The 23033-nt window shown below is 30.8% G+C and carries 18 protein-coding genes; 12 read left to right on the top strand and 6 right to left on the bottom strand.

Annotated features, from left to right (window positions below; all coding sequences use genetic code 11):
• Positions 1-104 precede the first annotated feature (104 nt).
• The gene (locus GQR92_RS05245) at positions 105-1157 is read right to left on the bottom strand and encodes a type I restriction endonuclease (RefSeq protein WP_158838128.1); all 1053 of its coding nucleotides are present in this window, start codon (positions 1155-1157) and stop codon (positions 105-107) included.
• 453 nt (positions 1158-1610) lie between these two features.
• Here GQR92_RS05245 and GQR92_RS05240 point away from each other — a divergent pair, with 453 nt between their 5' ends.
• Positions 1611-4160: an adenosylcobalamin-dependent ribonucleoside-diphosphate reductase gene (locus GQR92_RS05240; protein WP_158838127.1), complete on the top strand. Its 2550-nt coding sequence runs from the start codon at positions 1611-1613 to the stop codon at positions 4158-4160.
• Between the two features lie 70 nt (positions 4161-4230).
• Here GQR92_RS05240 and GQR92_RS05235 read toward each other — a convergent pair whose 3' ends face one another.
• Genes GQR92_RS05235 through GQR92_RS05225 form a run of 3 tightly spaced genes read right to left on the bottom strand, consistent with a single transcriptional unit; the run spans position 4231 to position 7614 of the window.
• Entirely contained in the window at positions 4231-4905 is a 675-nt protein-coding gene (locus GQR92_RS05235; RefSeq protein ID WP_158838126.1) for an N-formylglutamate amidohydrolase, read from the bottom strand.
• Between the two features lie 2 nt (positions 4906-4907).
• On the bottom strand, positions 4908-6167 hold the full coding sequence (locus GQR92_RS05230; RefSeq protein WP_158838125.1) for a glutamate-cysteine ligase family protein: 1260 nt from the start codon (positions 6165-6167) through the stop codon (positions 4908-4910).
• Between the two features lies 1 nt (position 6168).
• A complete protein-coding gene (locus tag GQR92_RS05225) occupies positions 6169-7614 on the bottom strand; it encodes a RimK family protein (RefSeq protein ID WP_158838124.1) in 1446 nt (481 codons plus the stop codon).
• Positions 7615-8370: 756 nt separating this feature from the next.
• Between GQR92_RS05225 and GQR92_RS05220 the strand changes: the two genes are divergently transcribed.
• The 3 genes from GQR92_RS05220 (at position 8371) to GQR92_RS05210 (ending at position 11407) form a co-directional block, all read left to right on the top strand.
• Positions 8371-9330 carry a 1-aminocyclopropane-1-carboxylate deaminase/D-cysteine desulfhydrase gene (locus tag GQR92_RS05220; protein ID WP_199269186.1) on the top strand — a complete coding sequence of 320 codons (960 nt, stop codon included), beginning with the start codon at positions 8371-8373 and terminating at the stop codon, positions 9328-9330.
• Positions 9327-10175, top strand: a complete 849-nt coding sequence (locus tag GQR92_RS05215) for a glucosaminidase domain-containing protein (RefSeq protein WP_158838123.1) — start codon at positions 9327-9329, stop codon at positions 10173-10175. Before GQR92_RS05220 ends, GQR92_RS05215 begins: the two co-directional genes overlap by 4 nt.
• Before the next feature lie 146 nt (positions 10176-10321).
• The gene (locus GQR92_RS05210; RefSeq protein ID WP_158838122.1) at positions 10322-11407 is read left to right on the top strand and encodes a DUF2652 domain-containing protein; all 1086 of its coding nucleotides are present in this window, start codon (positions 10322-10324) and stop codon (positions 11405-11407) included.
• A gap of 94 nt (positions 11408-11501) precedes the next feature.
• Here the strand turns inward: GQR92_RS05210 and GQR92_RS05205 are convergent, their stop codons facing one another.
• Together GQR92_RS05205 and GQR92_RS05200 are read right to left on the bottom strand one after the other, a co-directional pair.
• Positions 11502-12542 (bottom strand): RluA family pseudouridine synthase, encoded by a 1041-nt coding sequence (locus GQR92_RS05205; RefSeq protein WP_158838121.1) that lies wholly within the window; start codon positions 12540-12542, stop codon positions 11502-11504.
• Positions 12543-12645: 103 nt separating this feature from the next.
• Entirely contained in the window at positions 12646-13203 is a 558-nt protein-coding gene (locus GQR92_RS05200; protein ID WP_158838120.1) for a PASTA domain-containing protein, read from the bottom strand.
• A gap of 92 nt (positions 13204-13295) precedes the next feature.
• Here GQR92_RS05200 and GQR92_RS05195 point away from each other — a divergent pair, with 92 nt between their 5' ends.
• From GQR92_RS05195 to GQR92_RS05160, 8 genes are all read left to right on the top strand, one after another.
• Positions 13296-14270 carry a D-alanine--D-alanine ligase gene (locus GQR92_RS05195; RefSeq protein ID WP_158838119.1) on the top strand — a complete coding sequence of 325 codons (975 nt, stop codon included), beginning with the start codon at positions 13296-13298 and terminating at the stop codon, positions 14268-14270.
• 256 nt (positions 14271-14526) lie between these two features.
• Positions 14527-14886, top strand: a complete 360-nt coding sequence (locus GQR92_RS05190; protein WP_158838118.1) for a four helix bundle protein — start codon at positions 14527-14529, stop codon at positions 14884-14886.
• 86 nt (positions 14887-14972) lie between these two features.
• A complete protein-coding gene (coaD, locus tag GQR92_RS05185) occupies positions 14973-15428 on the top strand; it encodes a pantetheine-phosphate adenylyltransferase (RefSeq protein WP_158838117.1) in 456 nt (151 codons plus the stop codon).
• 2 nt (positions 15429-15430) lie between these two features.
• Positions 15431-17188, top strand: coding sequence for a M14 family metallopeptidase (locus GQR92_RS05180; protein WP_158838116.1), 1758 nt, complete (start codon positions 15431-15433; stop codon positions 17186-17188).
• 3 nt (positions 17189-17191) lie between these two features.
• Positions 17192-18298, top strand: a complete 1107-nt coding sequence (locus tag GQR92_RS05175) for a lactonase family protein (RefSeq protein WP_158838115.1) — start codon at positions 17192-17194, stop codon at positions 18296-18298.
• A gap of 303 nt (positions 18299-18601) precedes the next feature.
• Positions 18602-20290, top strand: coding sequence for an LIC_10190 family membrane protein (locus tag GQR92_RS05170; RefSeq protein ID WP_158838114.1), 1689 nt, complete (start codon positions 18602-18604; stop codon positions 20288-20290).
• A 50-nt stretch (positions 20291-20340) separates the two neighbouring features.
• The gene (locus tag GQR92_RS05165) at positions 20341-20805 is read left to right on the top strand and encodes a (2Fe-2S)-binding protein (protein ID WP_158838113.1); all 465 of its coding nucleotides are present in this window, start codon (positions 20341-20343) and stop codon (positions 20803-20805) included.
• Positions 20802-23015: a xanthine dehydrogenase family protein molybdopterin-binding subunit gene (locus GQR92_RS05160; protein ID WP_158838112.1), complete on the top strand. Its 2214-nt coding sequence runs from the start codon at positions 20802-20804 to the stop codon at positions 23013-23015. Before GQR92_RS05165 ends, GQR92_RS05160 begins: the two co-directional genes overlap by 4 nt.
• Positions 23016-23033: the final 18 nt, after the last annotated feature.

Here is a 23033-nt window from a genome sequence, read left to right as displayed (position 1 = left end):
GAACGACAATTTTCTGTAGGAAAATAGAAGTTTACAAAAATGTAACTGATTTTAAATTTAGCTAAATGTAGTAATTTTTTATACAAGAAGTTGTCAACCTTTTTTTATTCAGACTCATAATTTTCAATTGTTTTTAAAAGCGCTTTTTCAAATTTGTATATTTCATCTATTGACTCAATTGATTCTTTAATTTCTTTTTTATTTTCGTCAAATAAACTTATATATTTTTTACCTCCATTTAAATGAAGTCTGCAAATTGGTTTTCTATTGTTATTATCTAATAATATTCCGAAATATGATTGTGTATCTCGATGAACAATTCTTTCTTTTAAAAGATTACGTCTTAAAATAGCAACAACAATTTGAAAAGCTTCTAATTCTTCTTCTGTTGTTATTATGTTGCTTTTAGGGTCTTCTTCTATAACTTGTTCTTGTTGTTTTTCTGTTTCTTTATTTAGGGCAGAAGTTAACCTGTCATTTACTTTTTCACTGATGTATTGATTTGTTGCTTTTAGAACTAATTCCTTAAATTGCTCCATAACTTTTTCTGTTAATCTACCAGAATAAACAGGGTTTGCAAAATGTCTCACAAATTCAAATGATGGGTCTTGTAATTCTTTGTCAAGAATTTTTTTGATTTCTTTAGTATATTTTAACGAACTAGCGTTGTCAACAATTTTGTTTATGTCAAAATTTGATTTATGGAATTTTGCAATTTCATTAATTGTTGATTCTTTAATTTTGCAAACGTTGAATTCAAGAAATGGTTTTTCATCCATTTTATTTGATTCTTCTAAATCTGAATAAAATTTATATTCAATTCCATTTGTTAGAAGTGCAAATCTTGTTTTAGTTACATGAAAATATCTAAATAATTGTGAATTATGAATGTTTAAATCTTCTTTCCAGTTTTTGCATTCTATTATTAAAATGGGTTCGCTATTTTGAAAAATCGCATAATCAACTTTTTCCCCTTTTTTAAGACCTAGGTCTGCTGTAAATTCAGGAATAACTTCTGTTGGGTCAAAAATATCATATCCTAAAATATTTATAAATGGCATTATGAAAGCATTTTTTGTAGCTTCTTCAGTTCCAATTTTTTCTTTCATTTGGACAATTTTGTCGGCTAATGATTTTAGTTTATTTTGTATTTCCATAGTTTATTTTTTTATATAATTATTATGTTTTTTATTTTTTGTAATGATTATCAACTTTATATACTAGAAAAAAAATCATCCCAATTCATAGCTCGTATAAAATTGCAATAAAAAAAAAGATTTATTTTACGGGTTTCCGTAGTTAGAAAAATTTGTTTTGAATAAGAGTCAAAAAACTGTCTAATTTAAAGGTATTTCCTTCATTTTAGAAACACTACGTTTTTACATAAATAATCTAAAATCAACTTTAAAATGCTGATATTTAGAAGCTTTATTTTATACACTATTAATTTAATAAAAATTAAATTATTTGTTAACTTTTTGGTGTTTATAACTTTTTATATTGTTGATTATTAGTGTTTTGGTTGTTTTTTCTTGAAACTTTATGATAATTGTCATCTTTTAGGTTGTATATTTGCGGGATATTTATTCCTTAAAAACTCCTTAATTACTATGAAACCTGAAACCGTAATCACTCCTCGAAAAATATATTCTAGAGACGAAGCTTTAAAAGCTGCACTTAACTATTTTAAGGGAGATGAATTAGCTGCATCTGTGTGGCTAAATAAATATGCTTTAAAAGATTCTGCCGATAATATTTATGAAAGTACTCCTGATGAAATGCATCAAAGAATTGCTTCAGAAATAGCTAGAGTAGAACAAAAATATACCAATCCATTAACGGAATCAGAAGTTTTTGAGGCTATAAAAAACTTTAAATACATTGTGCCGCAAGGAAGCCCAATGGCAGGAATTGGGAATCCTTTTCAAATTGCATCTTTGTCTAATTGTTTTGTAATTGGTAACAAAGGAGAGTCTGATTCTTATGGTGGCATCATGAAAATAGACCAAGAGCAAGTACAATTAATGAAACGTAGAGGTGGTGTTGGGCACGATTTATCTCACATTCGCCCTAAAGGATCTCCTGTAAAAAATTCAGCATTAACATCAACAGGTATTGTTCCGTTTATGGAGCGTTACTCTAACTCAACAAGAGAAGTAGCGCAAGATGGTAGAAGAGGCGCGTTAATGTTGTCTGTTTCTATCAATCATCCAGATGCAGAAGATTTTATTGATGCAAAATTAGAACAGGGAAAAGTTACAGGTGCCAATGTTTCTGTAAGAATTGACGATATATTTATGAAGGCTGTAAAAGCGGACGGAAAGTATTTGCAAAAATATCCTACGTTTAGTGAAAATCCTTTGTATACCAAAGAAATAAAAGCAACCAATATTTGGAATAAAATTGTACACAATGCTTGGAAATCTGCAGAACCAGGAATTTTATTCTGGGACACGATTATCAATGAGTCTGTGCCAGATTGTTATGCAGATTTAGGGTATAAAACGGTTTCTACAAATCCTTGTGGCGAGATTCCTTTATGTCCGTATGATTCTTGTCGTTTATTAGCGATGAACTTGTTTTCTTACGTAGAAAACCCGTTTACAAAAAAGGCAGAATTCAATTTTGAATTGTTCAAAAAACATATTGTGATTGCGCAAAGAATGATGGATGACATCATTGATTTAGAGTTAGAAAAAATAGACGGAATTTTAGCAAAAATAGAAGCAGATCCGGAAGAAGATACAGTAAAAGCTACCGAAAGAAATTTATGGTTAAACATTAAACAAAAAGCTTTTGAAGGTAGAAGAACCGGTATTGGTATTACTGCAGAAGGAGATATGTTGGCTGCTTTAGGTATTCGTTACGGAAGTAAAGAAGGAAATACGTTTTCTACCGAAGTGCACAAAGTATTGGGAGTTGAAACCTACAGAGCTTCTGTAAATTTAGCAAAAGAAAGAGGTGCTTTTTCTATTTTTGATGCCGATAGAGAAAAAGAAAACCCGTTTATTTTAAGATTAAAAGAAGCAGATAGTAAACTGTATTATGAAATGTTAGAACATGGGCGTAGAAATATTGCCTTGTTAACCATTGCACCAACAGGTACTACAAGTTTAATGACGCAAACTTCGTCTGGAATAGAGCCTGTGTTTATGCCTGTGTATAAGCGTAGAAAAAAGGTGAATCCGAATGATAAAGAGGCACGTATAGATTTTGTAGATGAGGTGGGAGATTCTTGGGAAGAATATGTAGTTTTTCATCATCGTTTTAAACAATGGATGGATGTAAACAATATTGACTCTTCTAAGAATTTTACGCAAGAAGAAATAGACGAGTTGGTAAAGCAATCGCCGTATTATAAAGCGACTTCGAATGATATTGACTGGAATAGTAAAGTAGAAATGCAAGGTGCAATTCAAAAATGGGTAGATCATTCTATTAGTGTTACGGTTAATTTACCAAATGATGCCACCGAAGAATTAGTAGGGGAATTGTATTTAAAAGCTTGGGAAGTTGGTTGTAAAGGGGTAACCGTTTATAGAGATGGATCTCGTTCTGGTGTATTAATTGCTGCGGATGATAAAAAAGAAAGCAAAATAATAGCGACTACTTTTTCTAAGAAACGTCCTCAAACTTTAGAAGCAGATGTGGTTCGTTTTCAAAATCAAAAAGAAAAATGGATTGCTTTTGTTGGTTTGGTAGATAACAGACCTTATGAAATTTTTACAGGATTAACAGATGATGAAGACGGAATTTTAATTCCGCGTTGGGTAGACAAAGGATTGATCATTAAAAATAAAAACGAAGAAGGACTTACAAGATACGATTTTCAATATCAAAATAAAAGAGGATACAAAACAACGATAGAAGGCTTGTCTCACAAGTTTAATCCAGAATTTTGGAACTATGCAAAACTAATTTCTGGTACCATGCGTCATGGAATGCCAATTGATAAAATTGTAGAATTAATACAAAGTTTACAGTTAGATTCTGAGTCGATTAGTACCTGGAAAAACGGCGTGCAACGTGCTTTAAAACGTTATGTAGAAGATGGTACAGCGGTAAAAGGACATACGTGTGATAATTGTAATTCTACTAATTTAATTTATCAAGAAGGTTGTTTAACTTGTAAAGATTGTGGTTCTTCTAAATGTGGATAGAATTTTATATATGAAATAAAAACGCCAAATGCTTTTTAAGTATTTGGCGTTTTTTTAACATATTTTAGTTTTATAACAAAGCAATCGCTTTTTGTAAATCTTCTTTTAATTGAAGATTCATAATGTTGTTTTTAGAAAATTTCTGATTGAGTTCAATCTCAATTCCGATATATTTTTCATTAAAATGCTTTCTTAAATACGTTGTAAATCCATCTGCTTTTCCTAAATACGGATAGTTAAAACGAACATTCCATAATGGGTTTATGGCATGCAATGCTTTTTTAAGTTGTACAGCAACTTTTTTTTCTTGTTGATGAGATGAATCGTATAAAAGACCAATATCACAATTTCTAACGCTGCCATTTAAAATGGGTGTAAACGAATGTATAGAAAGATGTACAACAGTATTCTGGTTGGTAATAAGTATTTCAATCTGATTTTCTACGGCATTTCTATAGACGTTATAGTGTGTTTTAATGATGTCTTTTTTCTCTAAATCCGATAGTTTTTTTGTGAAATCTGAAAACAAGTTTTTATGCCAAAGCGATCTGTTTAACTCTATGAACAATCTACTTGTTGTGCTGTAATTAGTATAAATGGCTAAGTGCTTTAGCGTATTAAAAACATCTAAAGCACCTAAGTCATAACCTCTATGTGTATTTAAAATTTCTTTATCATTAAATAGAAAATTAAACTTATCCGGAATTTCATTCCCTCCATGTTCGCAGGTTATTACCAGTTTCATGTCTATTTACTTGGGGTAAATGACGTGTTGGTTTCTAGGCAATTTGCTAATTGCGTATAAACGTTTATAATATTTTTATCCGAAGTATCAGTACCAAGTGCATTTTCAATTCTTGTTGCAAGTGTTCCGTGTTTAAAAATTATCGTTAAAGCTTCTTGGTAGTTTTCAGAAATATCTTCTTTTACCAATTCAAAAAGATATTTCCAAACCTCTTTTACAGTGCAATCATCAGAAAGATTAAAAAGAGTTAAGTATTTTTTATTACTGATTTTATAATTTTCACCTTCCTTAATAATTGGGTTTAAAATATCGAATAAATCTTGCTCGTTCCAGCTTTTTTGCATTTCTAAACTCGCTAATTTTCCGTTGACGAATTGTTTTAAAACTTCAATAATGAACACACAAATAGCAATATCTGCCTTTGGGCATTCTTGTATATCTACCAATCTAATTTCGATGGCATTTCTATCAAAACGAGCAATGGCACCTCTAGAATTTAAAAAATGATGGTCTAAAATATTATGGGTATCGTGTTTTTTAATCTGTTTCTTAATAGGATCAAAGATCGTTTTATGATAATCCGATTTAGAAAACACTTGCTCAGGAATCATACTTCCTGTCATTTCCGGAATCTCTTTTTGGTTGGTTTTGTAGTACTCTAGTCGGGTATCTTTAAAACCAGTAAATTTACCTTCTAAAATAGGCGAACTTGCGCTTAAACCCGGAATTAATGGTAAAATAACACGAATGGCAGCATGTAGTTTTTTAAACTCAACATCATCATAAAAAGGTAAATTAATATGTGTGCTTTGTACATTAGACCAACCGTGACCTTTACAGTTAAAAATTCTATTGTATAACTCGTAAACCTCACTATAACTATGTTTCCATAGTTGTGTGTCTTGCAAAGGATTCATTAAAGGATGGCAAGCCGTTGGTAATAATTTGGTGTTTAGCGGTTTTAAAATAGCATTAATTTCTAAAATATTTTTATGAAATTCTTCCGATAAGTTGGTAAGATCTGCTGTAGGTCCGTTTGTTTTTAACTCCACAACATGTGCAACCAATTCGTTGCTCCAAGCAATGGTTCCGTTTTCTATATCAGAAGCAATGGTTCCGTTTTCGATATCAGAAGTAAGCGCTCCATTTTTTTTGGTCAATAATACATCAACAATTGGCGCAACTTTAAAGGAGGTGTTATTAATGAGCATGTATTCTAACTCGATACCAAAAACCTCAAACAATTTATATTTTGTTCCCATTTTATTCTAAACGTTTTTTTAATGCTAATAGAATTTCTGTGTACACTAAATCGCCATAAAAGGCATCTTCTACACCAAAATCTACATTTGGGTTGTCGTTAATTTCAATCACCATTGGTTTATTATTTACAACTTTAATGTCTATTCCGTAAAGTCCTTTTCCCATAATTCTTGCCGATTTTAAAGCCATGTCTAAAACTTTTTTAGGTACTTTTTCTATCGGTAAACAATCTGCGTCTCCATCTTGGTCTTTTTTCTTTTTTGCATTCCAATTGTATATTTGCCAATGCCCTTTTGCCATGTAGTATTTACAAGCAAAAAAGGGTTTATCATCTATAATACCAATTCTCCAATCGTAATCAGAAGGGCAAAATTCTTGCGCAATAATAAGATCAGACTCTTTGAGCATTTCATTTACTAAAACATGATATTCGCTTTCTGTTTTTGCTTTTTTTACACCAAAAGAAAAGGTAGAATCGGGTGCTTTAAGCACACATGGTAAACCAACTTTGGCAAGAACTGCCTCTACATTATCTCTATGTACAATAATTGTTTTTGGAGTTGCTATATTGGCGTTGTTTAAAGCTTCTGCCATAAATACTTTATTGCAGCATTTTAAAATTGCATCCGGATAATCAATAATAGCAATTCCTCCTTGTTGTGCTTTACGTGCAAATGCGTACGCTTCGTTATTTACTTCTGTACTTTGGCGAATAAATAAAGCATCAAAAGACGACAATCTACTAAGGTCTTTTGGTTCAATAATTTCGGCATAGATGTTCATTTTTTCAGCAATATCCACAAACTTTTTTAGCGCTTTGGCATTGCTTGGTGGCGCAGGATCATTTGGATCTACTAAGATGGCTAAATCAAAATCTGAAGTCGTTAGTTTTGGTGTATCATATCGTTTTTTAGAAAAATATTGATTTGCAAATTCATATACACACTCTAGATGTTCGTTTGGTATTTCAGATTCAGAAATAGCTTCAATACTTTGGATGTTCCATTTGTTATTAAAACTAAAATGAACACGTAAAAACGGAACTTGAAAATGTTTGTAAAACAAACTACTGAGTCCTTTGTATTTCTGAGCAACATTTTGACCAAAATAAATACTTAAAGTAAAGGATCTAGATTTGATGTTTTTTAAGCTTTGCTGAATTTCATCATCAAACTCTTCTGAAACTATTTTTACGAGTTTCAGCGTTTTTAAATCTACAATGTTTTTTACAGTAGGTATAGCTAAATGACCTCTCGCTTCTGCTAAAAGAGAAACATAGTATCCTTTAGATTGGTAACTGTAGTTTTTACAAAGATTAAATATTCTAGCTTTTTTTATAGTAGAATATTTTGGATTGGTAAGATATTCTTGTGAGGAAATTACGGTAATATTATCAATCGAAAAAAGCCATTTTTCTGGTTGATTGGCAACAATGTATTTGTTCATTTAAGAAGCATAATCGCGATATATATTTTAAGTAAAATTATACTTTTTTTTGATTGTAATTACATAAGTTGAAAAATAAATTGTGTTTTTTTTAAAAAGTTTTAGAATTGCATGTTTTAAGTTAAGTTTCTTTATAGTAGTAGCTTATGGTGGGTGTGGTTTTTTAAATAATATTTTATTTTACCTTATTTTGATATAATTTTTTCGTGTTTTTTTGTTTTTAAGGACCGTATTTGTTTTTGAAACCTTCTAATTAAAAAATGTTTTATAGGGGTCAAAACACTCGTGTTGATGGTTTTAGAAAAGAAAAAAGATAGTCTTCAAAGTGTTTATTTCAAAACTTTAAAATCTTTATCATTTGTAAGTTAGATTGTGCCTGTAGCAATTTCAATTTGGGGTGTAAATTTATTTTTTGCATGGTATTAATGTACTGTAAAGAAAGACCAATTTAATTAGAAGAAAATAAACTTATTTGTGTCTTTAAAAGTGAGTGGATTGAAAACGGTAAGAAGACGAATCTTAAAATCAAGTTCGTTATTTCTTTGTTTTTGGTAGTATTTAGAGATTTCTACGTGATTACTTGGCAAATTCATTGGAGGTTTTTAATAGTTATTGTGTTTTAATTTGTTGTTTTTAGGTGTTTTAAGTGTTTTTTTTGAGAAAAGAGCCTTAAGTTGTAATTTTAACTTTAAAAAGTAAATATTTTGTAGGTAACAAAATAATATCTGTTATTTTTGTGCTAACAAATTCTTAACATTGAGTAACACAAACAATACTTTTTTCGAGAGTGATTTTATCGCTCAAAACCAACAAGTTTTTCTCCCAATCTTAGAAGAAAAAAAGATAGAACTCTTTATAAAAAGAGAAGATTTAATACACCCTTTTGTTTCGGGTAATAAATTTAGAAAATTAAAATACAATTTAGAAGAAGCTAAAAAGCTTAAAAAGAAAGCAATACTTACATTTGGTGGTGCGTATTCTAATCACATTTTGGCAACTGCAGTTGCTGGTAAATTAGAAGGTTTAAAAACTTTTGGAATTATTAGAGGCGAAGAGTTGGGTAAAAATCTTACACAGACTTTAGAAGAAAACCCTACATTAAGAGAAGCACACGAGCATGGAATGAAATTTCACTTTGTGTCTAGAGAATTATACCGACAAAAAACGTCTTTTGGTTTCATTGAAAAAATGAAAAACAAATGGGGCGATTTTTATTTAATTCCGGAAGGAGGTACCAATTTTTTAGCCGTAAACGGTTGTGAAGAAATTTTAACAAAAGAAGATGGTACATTCGATTATGTTTGTGCTGCTGTAGGAACAGGAGGAACATTGGCTGGATTGATAAAATCGTTAAAAAGACGTCAGAAAGTATTAGGTTTCCCTGCTTTAAAAGGAAATTTTTTATCCGAAGAAATTAAAAAATATACCATTAAAAATGATAATTGGAAATTACAAAAAGGGTATCATTTTGGTGGTTATGCAAAACATACAGAAGAATTAATTACTTTTATCAACGATTTTACAGAGAAAACGGGTATTTTGTTAGATCCTATTTATACCGGAAAAATGATGTTTGGTATTCTAGATTTAATTAAAAAAGATACTTTTTCTGAAGGAACTAAAATCTTAGCAATTCATACCGGAGGTATTCAGGGAATAGCAGGTTTTAATCAGGTTTTAGAAAATAAAAATGAGCAGATAATTAAAAGTGTATGAAGTTAAGAGTTTTAGTATTTTGTGTTAGTTTATTGGTGTTTGCAAGTTGTGGTTCTAGTAAAAAAGCGAGTCGGAGTAAAGGTAGTAAAAGTGCTGGCGTTGTTTTAAATGAGCCAAAACCAGTAAAATTACCCTCTGTAAATGAAAAAGAACTTACCAAAAAATTAATAAAGAAAAACTCAAATTTAAACAAACAGACTTTAGATTATATTAGAAAATATGCACCTATTTCTGTGAAAGAAATGCATGAAAATAAAATACCTGCTAGTATTACTTTAGCACAAGGAATTTTAGAATCTGGTAGAGGTAGAAGTGAATTAGCCTTAAAATCTAACAATCATTTTGGAATTAAATGTCATACACAATGGCAAGGAGAACGTGTATATCATGATGATGATGAAAAAGGAGAGTGTTTTAGAAAATACCAATATGTAGAAACTTCTTACGATGATCATTCGGCATTTTTAACCCAAAGAAAACGATATGCTTTTTTGTTTGATTATAGGTCTAATGACTATAAAAGATGGGCAAGAGGTTTAAAAAAAGCAGGGTATGCAACGGATAAGAAATACCCAGATAAACTGATTAAAATTATTGAAGATTATAAGTTACATGAGTTTGATAATGTAAAAAAGAAAGACTTTAAAGTAGATCCTAAAACGGAAGCAGTTTTAAAAGCAGCTGCAAACCCAAACAATACTGTTGTTAAGTATTACGAAGTGCAAAAAGGAGATACACTGTATTCTATTGCTAGAAAATTTAACACAACGGTTGCTGCCATTAAAGAAGTGAATACTTTAAAAGATAATGTAATTTCTATAGGACAGCATTTACAGATAAAATAAGAAATGTTTTTATAAAAAAATAACCTCGAGGAGAATCTTCGAGGTTATTTTTTTACAATTTAGAAAAGGAAGAACGAATACTTAAATAATAATTGTTTGTATCTAATTTTTAGTTAGTTTTAAGTTTTAAAATCGACAAATAGGGCATGGGCAAATCTTTACTTTTTTTACCAGATATTTCTGGATTCACAGAATTTGTTCAAACTACAGAAGTAGAACACAGTCAGCATGTAATTTCAGAATTATTAGAAGTTTTAATCGCAGCAAATACAGAAGAGTTGCAATTAGCAGAAATAGAAGGAGATGCTTTGTTTTTCTATAAAGAAAATGAGATTCCTTCTTTAGAAAAGTTGTTGGCTTTATCAGAACATATCTTTACGGCATTTTACAGTCATTTAAAACTGTTAGAAAAAAACAGAATTTGTCCGTGTAATGCCTGTTCTACGGCTCCTAAATTGCAGTTGAAAATTATTGCACATTGTGGGGAGTTACAATTTTTAACTGTTCAGAATAATAGAAAACCTTTTGGGAAACAAGTTATTGAAGCGCATCGACTCATGAAAAATTCTGTTGATAGCGACAATTATGTGTTGTTTAGTAAAGAGTTAACTGATACGATTGGTTTGTCTGGCAATTATCAATCAAAATTATATAATTTTAAAAAAGGAAATGATCGTTATGATGGCAACCAATTAGACTATTTGTTTTCTGTAATAGATAACAGTCATTTAAAATTAAAATCATTTCTTACTCCGAGTAAAGTTGTTTTTAACAAACCACCGAGTTTTATTATAGAAAAAGAATTTCCTGTTGCTGCAGTAGAATTGTTAGAGGCATTAACTAATTACACATATAGAAGAGCGTGGAAAGAGGATGTTAATGAAATTAAGTATCATGTAAATGAGGTTACAAGGTTAGGGTCAGAACATGTTTGTGTTGTAAATCAAAAGCATTTAGATTTTGTGGTGGTTACAAAAGAAGCAAAATCAGGGCAATTGGTTTACGGAGAAATGACGGAGAGTCCAATTCCTGTAGATAAATTGTATCAGTTTTATGTGATAACTCCATTAGGTTCTGGAAAATGTAAATTAGTTTTAGAAACGTATTTAGAAGCAAAATCTCCTATTAAAAAGTTAGCTATTTTCTTAGTTGTAAAAAAGGTGCTAAAAAAAGATGTTGCAAAAGGAATTGATAAATTATATGAATTCTTAAAATCTAAGAGTGCTATATAATAAGTTGTAAAATTAAATAAGTACCAAATAAAAAACAGCGACTTGTATTTAAATACAAATCGCTGTTTTATTTTATATAAGAAAGTAAAATACTCTAGTCTAATTCTACATCTTTGGAATTCTCAGAATATGTTCTCCATTTTTCTAAACACTCCGTAATATCTTGAGGAACTTCAGAATTAAATCGCATAAATTCTCCCGTTTTTGGGTGCGTAAATCCTAATGTTTTAGCATGTAGCGCTTGTCTTGGTAATACTTTAAAACAGTTGTTTACAAATTGCTTGTATTTGGTAAACGTTGTACCTTTTAAAATATCATCTCCACCATAACGCTCGTCATTAAAAAGAGTATGACCAATATGTTTAAAATGCGCTCTAATTTGGTGTGTTCTACCTGTTTCTAATTTACATTGTACTAAAGTTACATAAGTTAACCTTTCTAAAACTTTATAATGTGTAACCGCGTGTTTACCAAAATCTCCATCAGGAAAAACAGCCATTTGCAAACGATTTTTTAAACTACGCCCAATATTACCTTCAATTCTACCTTCATCGTCTTCCATATTTCCCCAAACTAAGGCATAGTATAAACGCTCTGTAGTTCTATCAAAAAACTGTTTCGATAAATTAGCCATAGCAAATTCTGTTTTTGCAACTACTAATAATCCACTGGTGTCTTTGTCAATTCTATGCACCAAACCTGGTCTTTCGTTAGAGTTGGTTGGTAAGTTTTCTATATGATGAATTAAGCCATTTACCAACGTTCCAGAATAATTTCCGTGTCCTGGGTGCACCACCATTCCTGCTGGTTTATTTACTACAATTACAGTATCATCTTCATAAACAATATCTAAAGGAATATCTTCTGCAACTAATAAGTTTTCTGCTGGTGGATATGCTAAAACAACTCTAACAACATCGTTTGGCTTTACTTTATGATTCGATTTTACAACCATTTCATTCACCAAAATATTACCTGCTTTTGCAGCTTGCTGAATTTTATTTCTGGTTGCGTTTTCTACAAAGTTCATTAAAAATTTATCTACTCTTAAAGGTTCTTGACCTTCACTAGCTGTAAATCTGTGATGTTCGTATAAATCGTCGTTTTCTTGATCTTGAGGTTGATTTTCTTGCAAAGTTTATTTTTTAAGTTTTAAAGTGACCTCTGTTAAGATAATCAAACTTCAACTGTTTAATTTTTGAATACTGAATACTGAATACTGAATACTGAATACTGATTTAATTCCCTTCTCCATCACCTAAAACTAAATCTACAATAGAATTTAGTGGCAATTTATCTCCTTGATTTAAAATTTTCCCTTTGTAACGCAATCCACGTACAACATCTTTACCTATATCTCTAACAGAAACAGGGTTGGTACCAATATTAAAACCGATAGATCTTAAATGAGAAGTTGCTTGTCTTTTAGTTCTTCCGTTTAAATCTGGTATGGTAACATCTCTATATTTAGATGGATTTAAGGTTAAATAAATTTTACGTTTTTCTTTTACAAAATCTCCAGATTCTGGCGATTGTTCAATTACAGATTTTTTCGGATAGTCTGGGTTGTAACTTGCACTGTCTATAACAATAAAGTCTAAATTAAGTTCTTTTAATTTTTGCTCTACATTCTCTAAAGACATTTTATGTAAATTAGGAACCTGAATTTTTTGATCGTGATTGGTAGAATACCCTAACCAATATTTTAAAGCAAAAATAAAGACTAACAAACCTACAATTGCAATAGCAACTTGTATAAAGAAAGATTTACTTTTAAGAAATTGAAAAACACTCATTTTTTGATTTTTAGAACGCACAAAGATATAAAAACTAAACGTTGCTATTTCTATAATTATTTTGATAAATTTGTTTTATTATTTTATAATCCATGAAAAAGAACATTGCCATTGTTATGGGTGGTTATTCATCCGAAGTTAATATTTCGCTTACCAGCGGAAATGTAGTGTACAACCATTTAAACAAAGAGAAGTACAGCCCTTATAGAGTCCATATTTTAAAAGAGAAATGGGTTGCTTTAGATGCCGCGAATAATGAGTATCCTATTAATAAAGACGATTTTACTTTTATGTTAGGTGATCAAAAAATAACTTTCGATTGTGTTTTTAATGCAATTCATGGTGCGCCCGGAGAAAACGGAACTTTATTAGCCTATTTTAAGTTGATTAATTTAAAACATACTTCGGCACCTTTTTACCAAATGGCCTTAACTTTTAATAAAAGAGATACGTTAAGTGTGGTAAAAGAATATGGCGTTAAAACAGCTGTATCTGTGTATTTAAATAAAGGAGATGTTGTAGATGTAGATGCTATTATTAGTAAAGTTGGTTTGCCTTGTTTTGTAAAACCCAATAATGCAGGTTCTAGTTACGGTATTTCTAAAGCGCATACAAAAGCAGAAATGTTGCCTGCTTTAGAAAAAGCGTATCAAGAAGATTCAGAAATTTTAATTGAATCTTTTTTAGACGGACCAGAAGTTTCTGTGGGTGTTATTCAATATAAAGGAGCAATTAAAGTGCTACCAATTACAGAAATAGTTACAGAAAATGATTTCTTTGATTACGAAGCAAAGTATGAAGGGAAATCGCAAGAGATAACTCCTGCAAGAATATCAGAAAGTACAAAGATAAAAGTAGAAGAAATTGCTAAAAAAGTATATGCAATTTTAAACATGTCTGGTTTTTCGCGTTCAGAGTATATTTTAGTAAAAGGAGAACCACATTTCTTAGAAATGAATACGGTACCAGGTTTAACAGAAAATAGTATTTTACCACAACAAGCACAAGCAGCAGGAATATCATTAGAAGAATTATTTGATAACGCTATAGAATCGGCATTAAAATAGCGTTTTTAGAAACAAGATGATGATATCTGTTGTGGATTTGAGACAAGATGATGATGATCACTGTTGTGGATTTGAGTCAGGATGTTTTTGAACCATGAGACAAGATGATGATCACTGTTGTGGATTTGAGTCAGGATGTTTTTGAACCATGAAACAAGATGATGATCACTGTTGTGGATTTGAGTCAGGATGTTTTGAGTCAGGATGTTTTAACAGTAAGAGACAAAAATATTTATAATGTTAAAATAATAAAGCTATGAAAAGACATAATTTTAAAAAGTTACAAATTTGGCAAGAGGCAATAGAATTAGTTACTTTAAATTATAAATTCACCTCAACATTGCCAGATTACGAGAGGTTTGGTTTGATTAGTCAATTAAATAGATGTGCTGTTTCTATTCCTTCAAATATATCTGAAGGGACAAGTAAAAGAACAAATAAACATTTTGTTACTTTTTTAGAGCATAGTTTAGGTTCTGCTTTTGAATGGGAAACTCAAATTATAATTTGTAATAATTTAAACTTTATTTCTAATGAAACTTTTATCGATTTTGAAAAAAGAATCCAAAAATTACAACAAAAAATATCAAATTTCATAGATTCATTAGACAAGTGATACTATTTTAAGATAAGAATTTTAAAGTATACGTTGTCAGTCGTGTTTCATGTGTCTAAAACATCAAAAAAGTCAAATACAATAGAATGAAAAGAGCAATTTTTCCAGGATCTTTTGATCCAATCACATTAGGTCATTATGATATTATAGAGCGAGGTGTAAAATTGTTCGATGAACTTATTATTGCCATTGGTATCAATGCCGATAAAAATTACATGTTTAGTTTAGAAGAACGTAAAAAATTTATTGAAGACTGTTTTAAAGACAATCCAAAAATAAAAGTAGTCACTTACAAAGGTTTAACTGTTCATTTTTGTCAAGAAAACAATGTAGATTTTATTTTTAGAGGCTTAAGAAATCCGGCAGATTTTGAATTCGAAAAAGCAATTGCACACACCAATAGAGATTTAGCACCTATAGAAACCGTGTTTTTACTAACCGCAGCAAGTACTTCTTACATTTCATCATCTATTGTTAGAGATGTAATTAGAAATAATGGAGATTACACAAAGTTAGTACCCAAACCGGTAAGAGTTAAGTAAATATGAGTAATTATTTTAAAGCGATATTTTTAGTTCTTTTTTTATTTTTGATAATTTCTTGTAATAATTCATCCAAAGAACAGAAAGATTTTACAACACTTTTCGAGAAATCTAAAGGAACTGAAACTCCAGAATACAAAGAGGTAATTTCTTATTATAAAGATTTAGCAGAAGAATATAGTACAATTTCATTATTTTCTTTCGGACAAACAGATGCCGGAAAACCTTTGCATTTGGTGGTTTATAGTAGAGAAGGTATATTTAATGTTGATGAAATTAAGAAATCACCCAAAAACAGAATTTTAATAAACAACGGAATTCATCCCGGAGAATCCGACGGAATTGATGCTTCTATGTTGTTGCTTAGAGATATTGTACAAAACGATTCTTTAAAAGAAAAGTATAAAAATTCTATTATTTGTGTTATTCCCGTTTATAATGTTGGTGGTTCTTTAAATAGAAATTCGCACACAAGAGCAAATCAAAATGGACCAACAGCATATGGTTTTAGAGGAAATGCTAGAAACTACGATTTAAATAGAGATTTTATCAAACAAGACTCTAAAAATGCGGCAGCTTTTGCTGATATTTTCCATACTGTAAATCCTGATGTTTTTATTGATAACCACGTAAGTAACGGAGCCGATTATCAATATGCCATTACTCATTTATTTACACAACACAATAAATTAGGCGGTAATTTAGGGACTTTTATAGAAGAGAATATGCGTAAGAGTTTAGAGAGTTCGCTAGAGCAAAAAGGAATTGCAATTACGCCTTATGTAAATGTTTGGGGCACAACTCCAAAAGAAGGTTGGTTTCAGTTTTTCGACTCGCCAAGATATTCTACAGGCTACACAAGTTTATTTAATACCTTAGGTTTAATGGTAGAAACGCACATGTTAAAGCCTTATAAAACACGAGTAGAACAAACCTATGAATTGCTATTTTCTGCGTTAGATTTTACAGAAAAAAATTCGGTAAAAATTAAAGAATTAAGAGCCAATGCTGTTGCTGAGATATTGGCACAAGAAACATACCCGATAGCTTTTAAGGTTGATACAGAAAATGCTACGGAATTACAATTTAAAGGATACGAAGGCGAATATATAGAAAGCAAAGTAACTACAGGGAAACGCTTGTTTTACGATAGATCAAAACCGTATACCGAGCCTGTAAAATATTACAATAATTTTGTAGCCACAAAGACTGTAAAAATTCCGAAAGCGTATGTTTTACAACAAGGTTGGCATAAAGTGTTAGAACGCTTAATAAACAATAAAATTGAATTTACACGTTTTAAAAACGACACTATAATTTCTGTTGAAGTAAATCATATAGATACTTTTGAAACCAGTAAAACTGCTTACGAAGGGCATTATTTACATTATAATACTTCTGTAAAAACATCCACTCAGAATTTTCAATTTAGAAAAGGAGATATTTATATAGATACAAATCAGAAAGGTGTTCGTTATTTGTTAGAAACCTTAGAAGCAGCTGCAACAGATTCTTTTTTTAATTGGAATTTTTTTGATACCGTTTTACAACAAAAAGAAGGTTTTTCGGCCTATGTTTTCGAAGATATTGCAGCACAATTTTTAGCAGAGAATCCATCTATAAAAAAGGAGTTTGAAGAAAAACTAAAAACGGATACAGCTTTTGCAGAAAACGCAAAAGCACAATTAAACTTTATTTACAAAAAATCACCTCATTACGAATTGGCACACTTACGTTTGCCAATTTTTAAACTATTTTAATTCATGAAATTTCTACCTATATTTTTAGTATCAATATTTTTATTCGGATGTAAAACAGGAACCGTAAAGAAAAACACTATGAAAACTTCTTTTTATGTAGGTACTTATACCAAAAAAGATTCTAAAGGAATTTATAAATATCAAATTTCTGAAGAAGGAAAATTAACAAAAATTGGCTTGGTTGCAGAAACTATAAATCCTACTTTTTTAGCAAAATCTAAAGACAAAAAAACACTTTTTTCTATTGGCGAAACAGATGTAAATGGAGTTGGGTATGTAAAGTCTTTTAAGATAACAAAAGATGCTTTACAACTTATTAGTAATGAAAAAAGTGGTGGTTCTGGACCTTGTTTTGTGGCTATAAATAATGATAATTATGTAGTAACTGCAAATTACAGAGCCGGAAGCGTAGGTTTGCTAAAAGCAGATGCTTCTGGTAAATTATCTACATTATTAGATGTGCAACAACATGTTGGCAAAGGTACCACAGAAAGACAAAAAGGGCCTCATGCACATTCTGCTTGGTTTCATCCAACTAAAAAAGAAGTGATTTCTGTAGATTTAGGAACGAACGAATTGTTATTTTCTACAATTGATACTACTACAAACCAACTAGTTGCTACGGCTCAAAAATCTTTAAAAATGGAAGATGGAGCAGGCCCAAGACATTTAACCTTTCATCCAAATAATAAATGGATTTATGTATTAAATGAGTTAGACAATACAGTTTCTTTGGTAAAAGAAAAAGACGGAAAATATTTTGTAGATTTTTCAATTGCTACTTTACCATCAGACTTTACAGCGTTTAGCAAGGCAGCAGATATTCATATTACCAAAGATGGTAAGTTTTTATATGCTTCTAACCGCGGACACGAGTCTATTGTGATGTATGCCGTAAATTCAGAAAACGGAACCTTAAAAACAATTGGTTACGAGCCTGTTTTAGGGAAACACCCTCGTAATTTTTCATTGTCTCCAGATGAACAGTTTTTATTAGTTGCCAATCAAGACACCAATAATATTGTTTCTTTTAAAAGAGATGCTGCAACCGGTACATTAACTTTTGTTAGTGAAGTTGCTGCGCCAATGCCAGTTTGTATTTTGTTTTAGGTTTTTAATATTTACAATTACTTTAATTTCAAATCCAATGCAATGCTAGTGCGAGCATCTCGCTCGTACTTTATCATGTTTACGCCATCGTTACGCTCATGTTAGTGAATATTCATAAATTAGCTTGTACATGTAAATTGATTTCATTTTTTAAATACAGAACTATGTTTACTATGTGCTTATGTGTTCAACTTTTTTAAGATTTGTTAGTTCTAGTGTAGTTGAGAACAATTGGATATTTAACGAAGTAGAAAATTATATTATTCGTAACTTGTAATCTCTAAAATCAATTTTAAAAAACACATGCTTTTAATTTTAATAAATTGGATTTATATTTTTATATCCTCCTTAAGCTTTGGTTTTTTATTAAAAAAACTCTTTAAAATTGAGAATCAAAACTTTACCATTCACCATATTTTAGGACTGTTTTCAATAACATTATTTAGTTGGTTGTATGCTTTTTTCTTTGCCTTAGACATTGTTTTTTATGGAATAATGGTTAGTGTAACAATTGCAGGAATTTGGGTATTTAGAAAAGAAGTTCAAAGACATTTTTATCAATTTAAAGAGAATTGGTTCTCGTTTAGTAAAACCTATAAATTAGGCATTTTTTTTATTGGTATTGTTGCGTTGGCAATGTCATCGGTTACGCCTTCTATTTTTGATAATGAAAGTTATTATATACAAACCATAAAATGGTTAAATGAATACGGTTTTGTAAAAGGATTGGGAAATTTACACATCTTTTTTGCACAAACCTCTAGTTGGCATATTTTACAAGCGGCGTTTTCTTTTCCGTTTTTAGAAACCTCTTTTAATGATTTAAACGGTTACTTTTTAGTCATTTTTTCTTTTTACTGCTTTCAGCAATTACATCATTTTAAAACAAGTAAAAAAAGAAACCAATTGTATATTGGTAGTGTTTTAATTAGTTTGCCTTTTCTTATTTTTTTTATCAATGCACCATCACCAGATTTACCGGTATTTTTGATAAGTCAGTTGTTGTTGTTCCTTTTTATTAAGCATTACAAAAAGGTCGATTTTTCTAATTTTATCATTATTTTATTGCTCACAATTTTTTTGTGTGTCATCAAAATCACCACTTGTGTTTTAATACTATTACCGTTAATTTTAGTTATTAAGAATTACAAAACCTTAAAAGAAAATCTTGTAAAACCAATCGTTTTCTCAATTTTTGTGTTAGCGCTTTTTTTGATGAAGAATGTAATTCTTACAGGGTATTTATTATATCCATTAGAAATTATAGATGTTCTTAATGTAGATTGGAAAGTACCAAAAGAGTTAATCTATTTATTTAAAGTAGGTACATATAGTGCTGCTTTTGATTATCAAGCATTAGAAAACCTTTCTACCTATCAATTGTTTATTGCTTGGATAACTTCATTTAAATTCAATGGAATCATTAATATTATTTTTACAACTTTATTACTTTCTTTTCCTTTTTTATGGTATTTAAAAAGTAAAGAAAAATCCGTTTTTATCTTGTATTTAATTGGCGTTTTACATTTTGTATTGGCGTGGATTTTTTCTCCTCAATACCGATTCTTCTTTTTTTACATGTTGTTCTTTTCCATGCAAATTTGCGTTTGGTTTTTTAAAAAAGAAAAAATAATTGTGTTATTTACCTATATAAGTTTATTGTTAAGTTTGGTTCCTTTTTTAACCGAATTAAAATTGAGTAACTACACCACCATAAAAAAAACGAATACAAAAACTAGTCTTTTAAAGCTTAAAAACATTGTACAACCAAATGTAAACTCGAGCATGAGTTTAGAATATGACCAACATATAGAAGATGGTTTTGCTTATAATTCTCCCACAAAAGATAGTTTTTTTTGGTCAGTAGGAATTGTGCCTTTACCTGCGGTTAATGCAAAACAAGTGGCCTTTATTAAAAAGCATTATAAAATTGTTCCTGCTTTAAGAACCAATAATTTAAAAGACGGTTTTAAGAGCATTAACATTAAATAGTTGTTGTTCTTCGATTGAAAGGTTTATATTGTGTTTTTTAAATAAGAAACATGGATACAATTTTATCAATTAACGGTAAATCTCACGCTGTTAAAGTGCAAGATGATATGCCTTTGTTATGGGCAATTAGAGATATTGTAGGTTTAACAGGAACTAAATTTGGGTGTGGCGTAAGCGAATGCGGAGCCTGTTCTGTTTTGGTTGATGGAAGATTGATTAAGTCTTGCGGAATGCCAGTATCCTACGCAGTAGGAAAAGAAATTTTTACGATAGAAGGAACTTCACCAAACTTAGAATTTTTACGAGAAGCATGGCAAGAGGGTAATGTGCCACAATGTGGTTTTTGTCAGTCTGGGCAATTAATTGCAGCAACTTCTTTGTTAGATAAAACAGCAAATCCTACAGATAAAGATATAGACGATGCTATGAGTGGCAACATTTGTAGATGCGGAACGTACACAAGAATTAGAACAGCAATTCATAAAGCAGTGGCACTTAAAAACGAAGCGATATGAGTAAAATACAACAAATAAACCGTAGAGATTTTGTAAAATTATTTGGTTTGGCTTCTGGAGGAATCCTTTTAGGTTGCACGGTTTCTTCTGATAAAAAAGAATTTATACCGCAAGCGGATGAGACTTTTACACCCAACTTATTTGTACACATTAAAAAAGACGGAAACATTACTTTAATAGCTTCTCGTTCGGAAATGGGACAAGGAATTAGAACTTCTTTGGCTTCTGCAATTGCAGATGAATTAGAAGCCGATTGGAAATATATTACTATAAAACAGGCAACTGGAGATGCCAAATATGGCAATCAAAATACAGATGGATCTAGAAGTGTAAGAACTTTGTTAGAACCTATGAGAAAAATGGGGGCTGCAGCAAAAGCCATGTTAATTACTGCTGCCGCTACTAAATGGAAGGTTGCAGAAACAGATTGTAAAGCAGAAAATCATTTTATCATCAATACAAAAACCAACGACAAAATTTTCTTTGGAGATTTGGTAGACGAAGCTGCTAATGTTGCAATTCCTTCGGATGAAAACATCAAACTTAAAAAAGTTGAAGATTTTAAATTTATAGGAAAAAACTTAAAAAGTGTCGATTTAAACGATTTTACACACGGAACAGCAACTTACGGAATTGATGTTAGAATTCCGAATATGAAATTTGCTGCCATTGCCAGATGTCCCGTAACTTTCGGAACCGTAAAAAGTTTCGATGCATCAAGCGCAGAAAAAACAGCAGGCGTAGAAACTATTTTCGAAATACCTAGAATAGTGCCGCCAACAGGTCAGTTTTTTGGAACTTTAGGAGGTGTTGCGGTTATTGCAGATAATACGTGGTCTGCCTTTCAAGGAAAATTAAACTTAAATATTGAATGGAATTACGGAGATAATCATTCTTTTGATACCGAGAAATTCAAAGAAAAACTAACAGAAAGATTACTAGAAAAAGGAAAATTAGTTCCTGGAAGTAGTGGTAATGTAGATGCCGCTTTTAAAGACGCTACAGAAATTGTAGAAGCTACGTATCACGTTCCTTTTTTGGTGCATGCGCCCATGGAAGTGCCTAATGCTACGGCTTGGTTTCAGGAGGATAAAATAGAAGTTTGGGCACCTTTACAAGATCCGCAAACGGCAAGAGCAGAAATAGCACATTTCTTTAATATCGCTTTAGAAAAAGTAACTATAAATGTTACTTTTTTAGGTGGAGGTTTTGGTAGAAAATCTAAATCTGATTTTGTGGTAGAAGCAGTTGCTATTTCTAAAAAAATAAACGCACCTGTACAAGTTGTTTGGACGCGTGAAGATGATATTCAGCATAGTTTTTATCACGCTGCAAGTGCACAATATTTAAAAGCTGGTTTAGATACAAACGGAGAGGTTACAGGTTGGTTGCAACGTGTTGGTTTGCCTTCTATTGTATCTTCATTTAAACCAATGTCAGACTATGCTTCTGGTTTAGAACTCAACCAAGGGTTTACAAATAATGCCTATAATTTACCTGATTTTAGATTAGAAAACGTAAAAGCAGAAGCCAATGTAAGAATTGGTTGGTTGCGTTCTGTTGTGAATATTCATAGTGGTTTTGGTAATAATTCTTTTGTAGATGAATTGGCTTTTGCAGCAAAAAAAGATCCCATACAATTTCATTTAGATTTAATTGGTAAAGATAGAATTATAGCAGGTAAGTCTCAGTCTCCTTATAACTCTAAACGAATGAAAGATGTGCTAAAAAACACAGCTAAAATGGCTGATTGGGGAAAATCGTTGGCTAAAAACCATGGATTGGGAGTTGCTATTCAGTATAGTTTTTATAGTTATGTGGCAACCATTGTAGAAGTTTCTGTAAATGCCGGAAAAGTGAAAATAGAAAATGTTTGGACTACCATAGATTGTGGTTTGGCTTTAAATAAAAACAATATTAAAAACCAATTAGAAGGTGCCGCTATTTTTGGAATGTCGTTAGCTTTATATGGGAAAATTTCAGCAAAAAAAGGTGCTGTAGAGCAACACAATTTCTTCGATTACCCAATGACAAGAATGAAAGATGCGCCTAATATACATATTGATATTTTAGATAAAATGCACGAGCCACCAACTGGAGTAGGGGAACCTGGAGTACCTGTTATGGCACCTGCAATTTGTAACGCTATTTTTAATGCCACAGGAAAACGTGTTAGAAGTTTGCCTTTGGTGGATTTTGGGATGGTTTAATTTAGAGAAAGTAGGAGT

Origin of the sequence: Polaribacter sp. L3A8 (assembly GCF_009796785.1) — a bacterium.
Classification (GTDB): Bacteria; Bacteroidota; Bacteroidia; order Flavobacteriales; family Flavobacteriaceae; genus Polaribacter.
The sequence above is the reverse complement of the archived record's forward strand: the minus strand, read 5'-3'. Positions and strand labels throughout refer to the sequence as shown.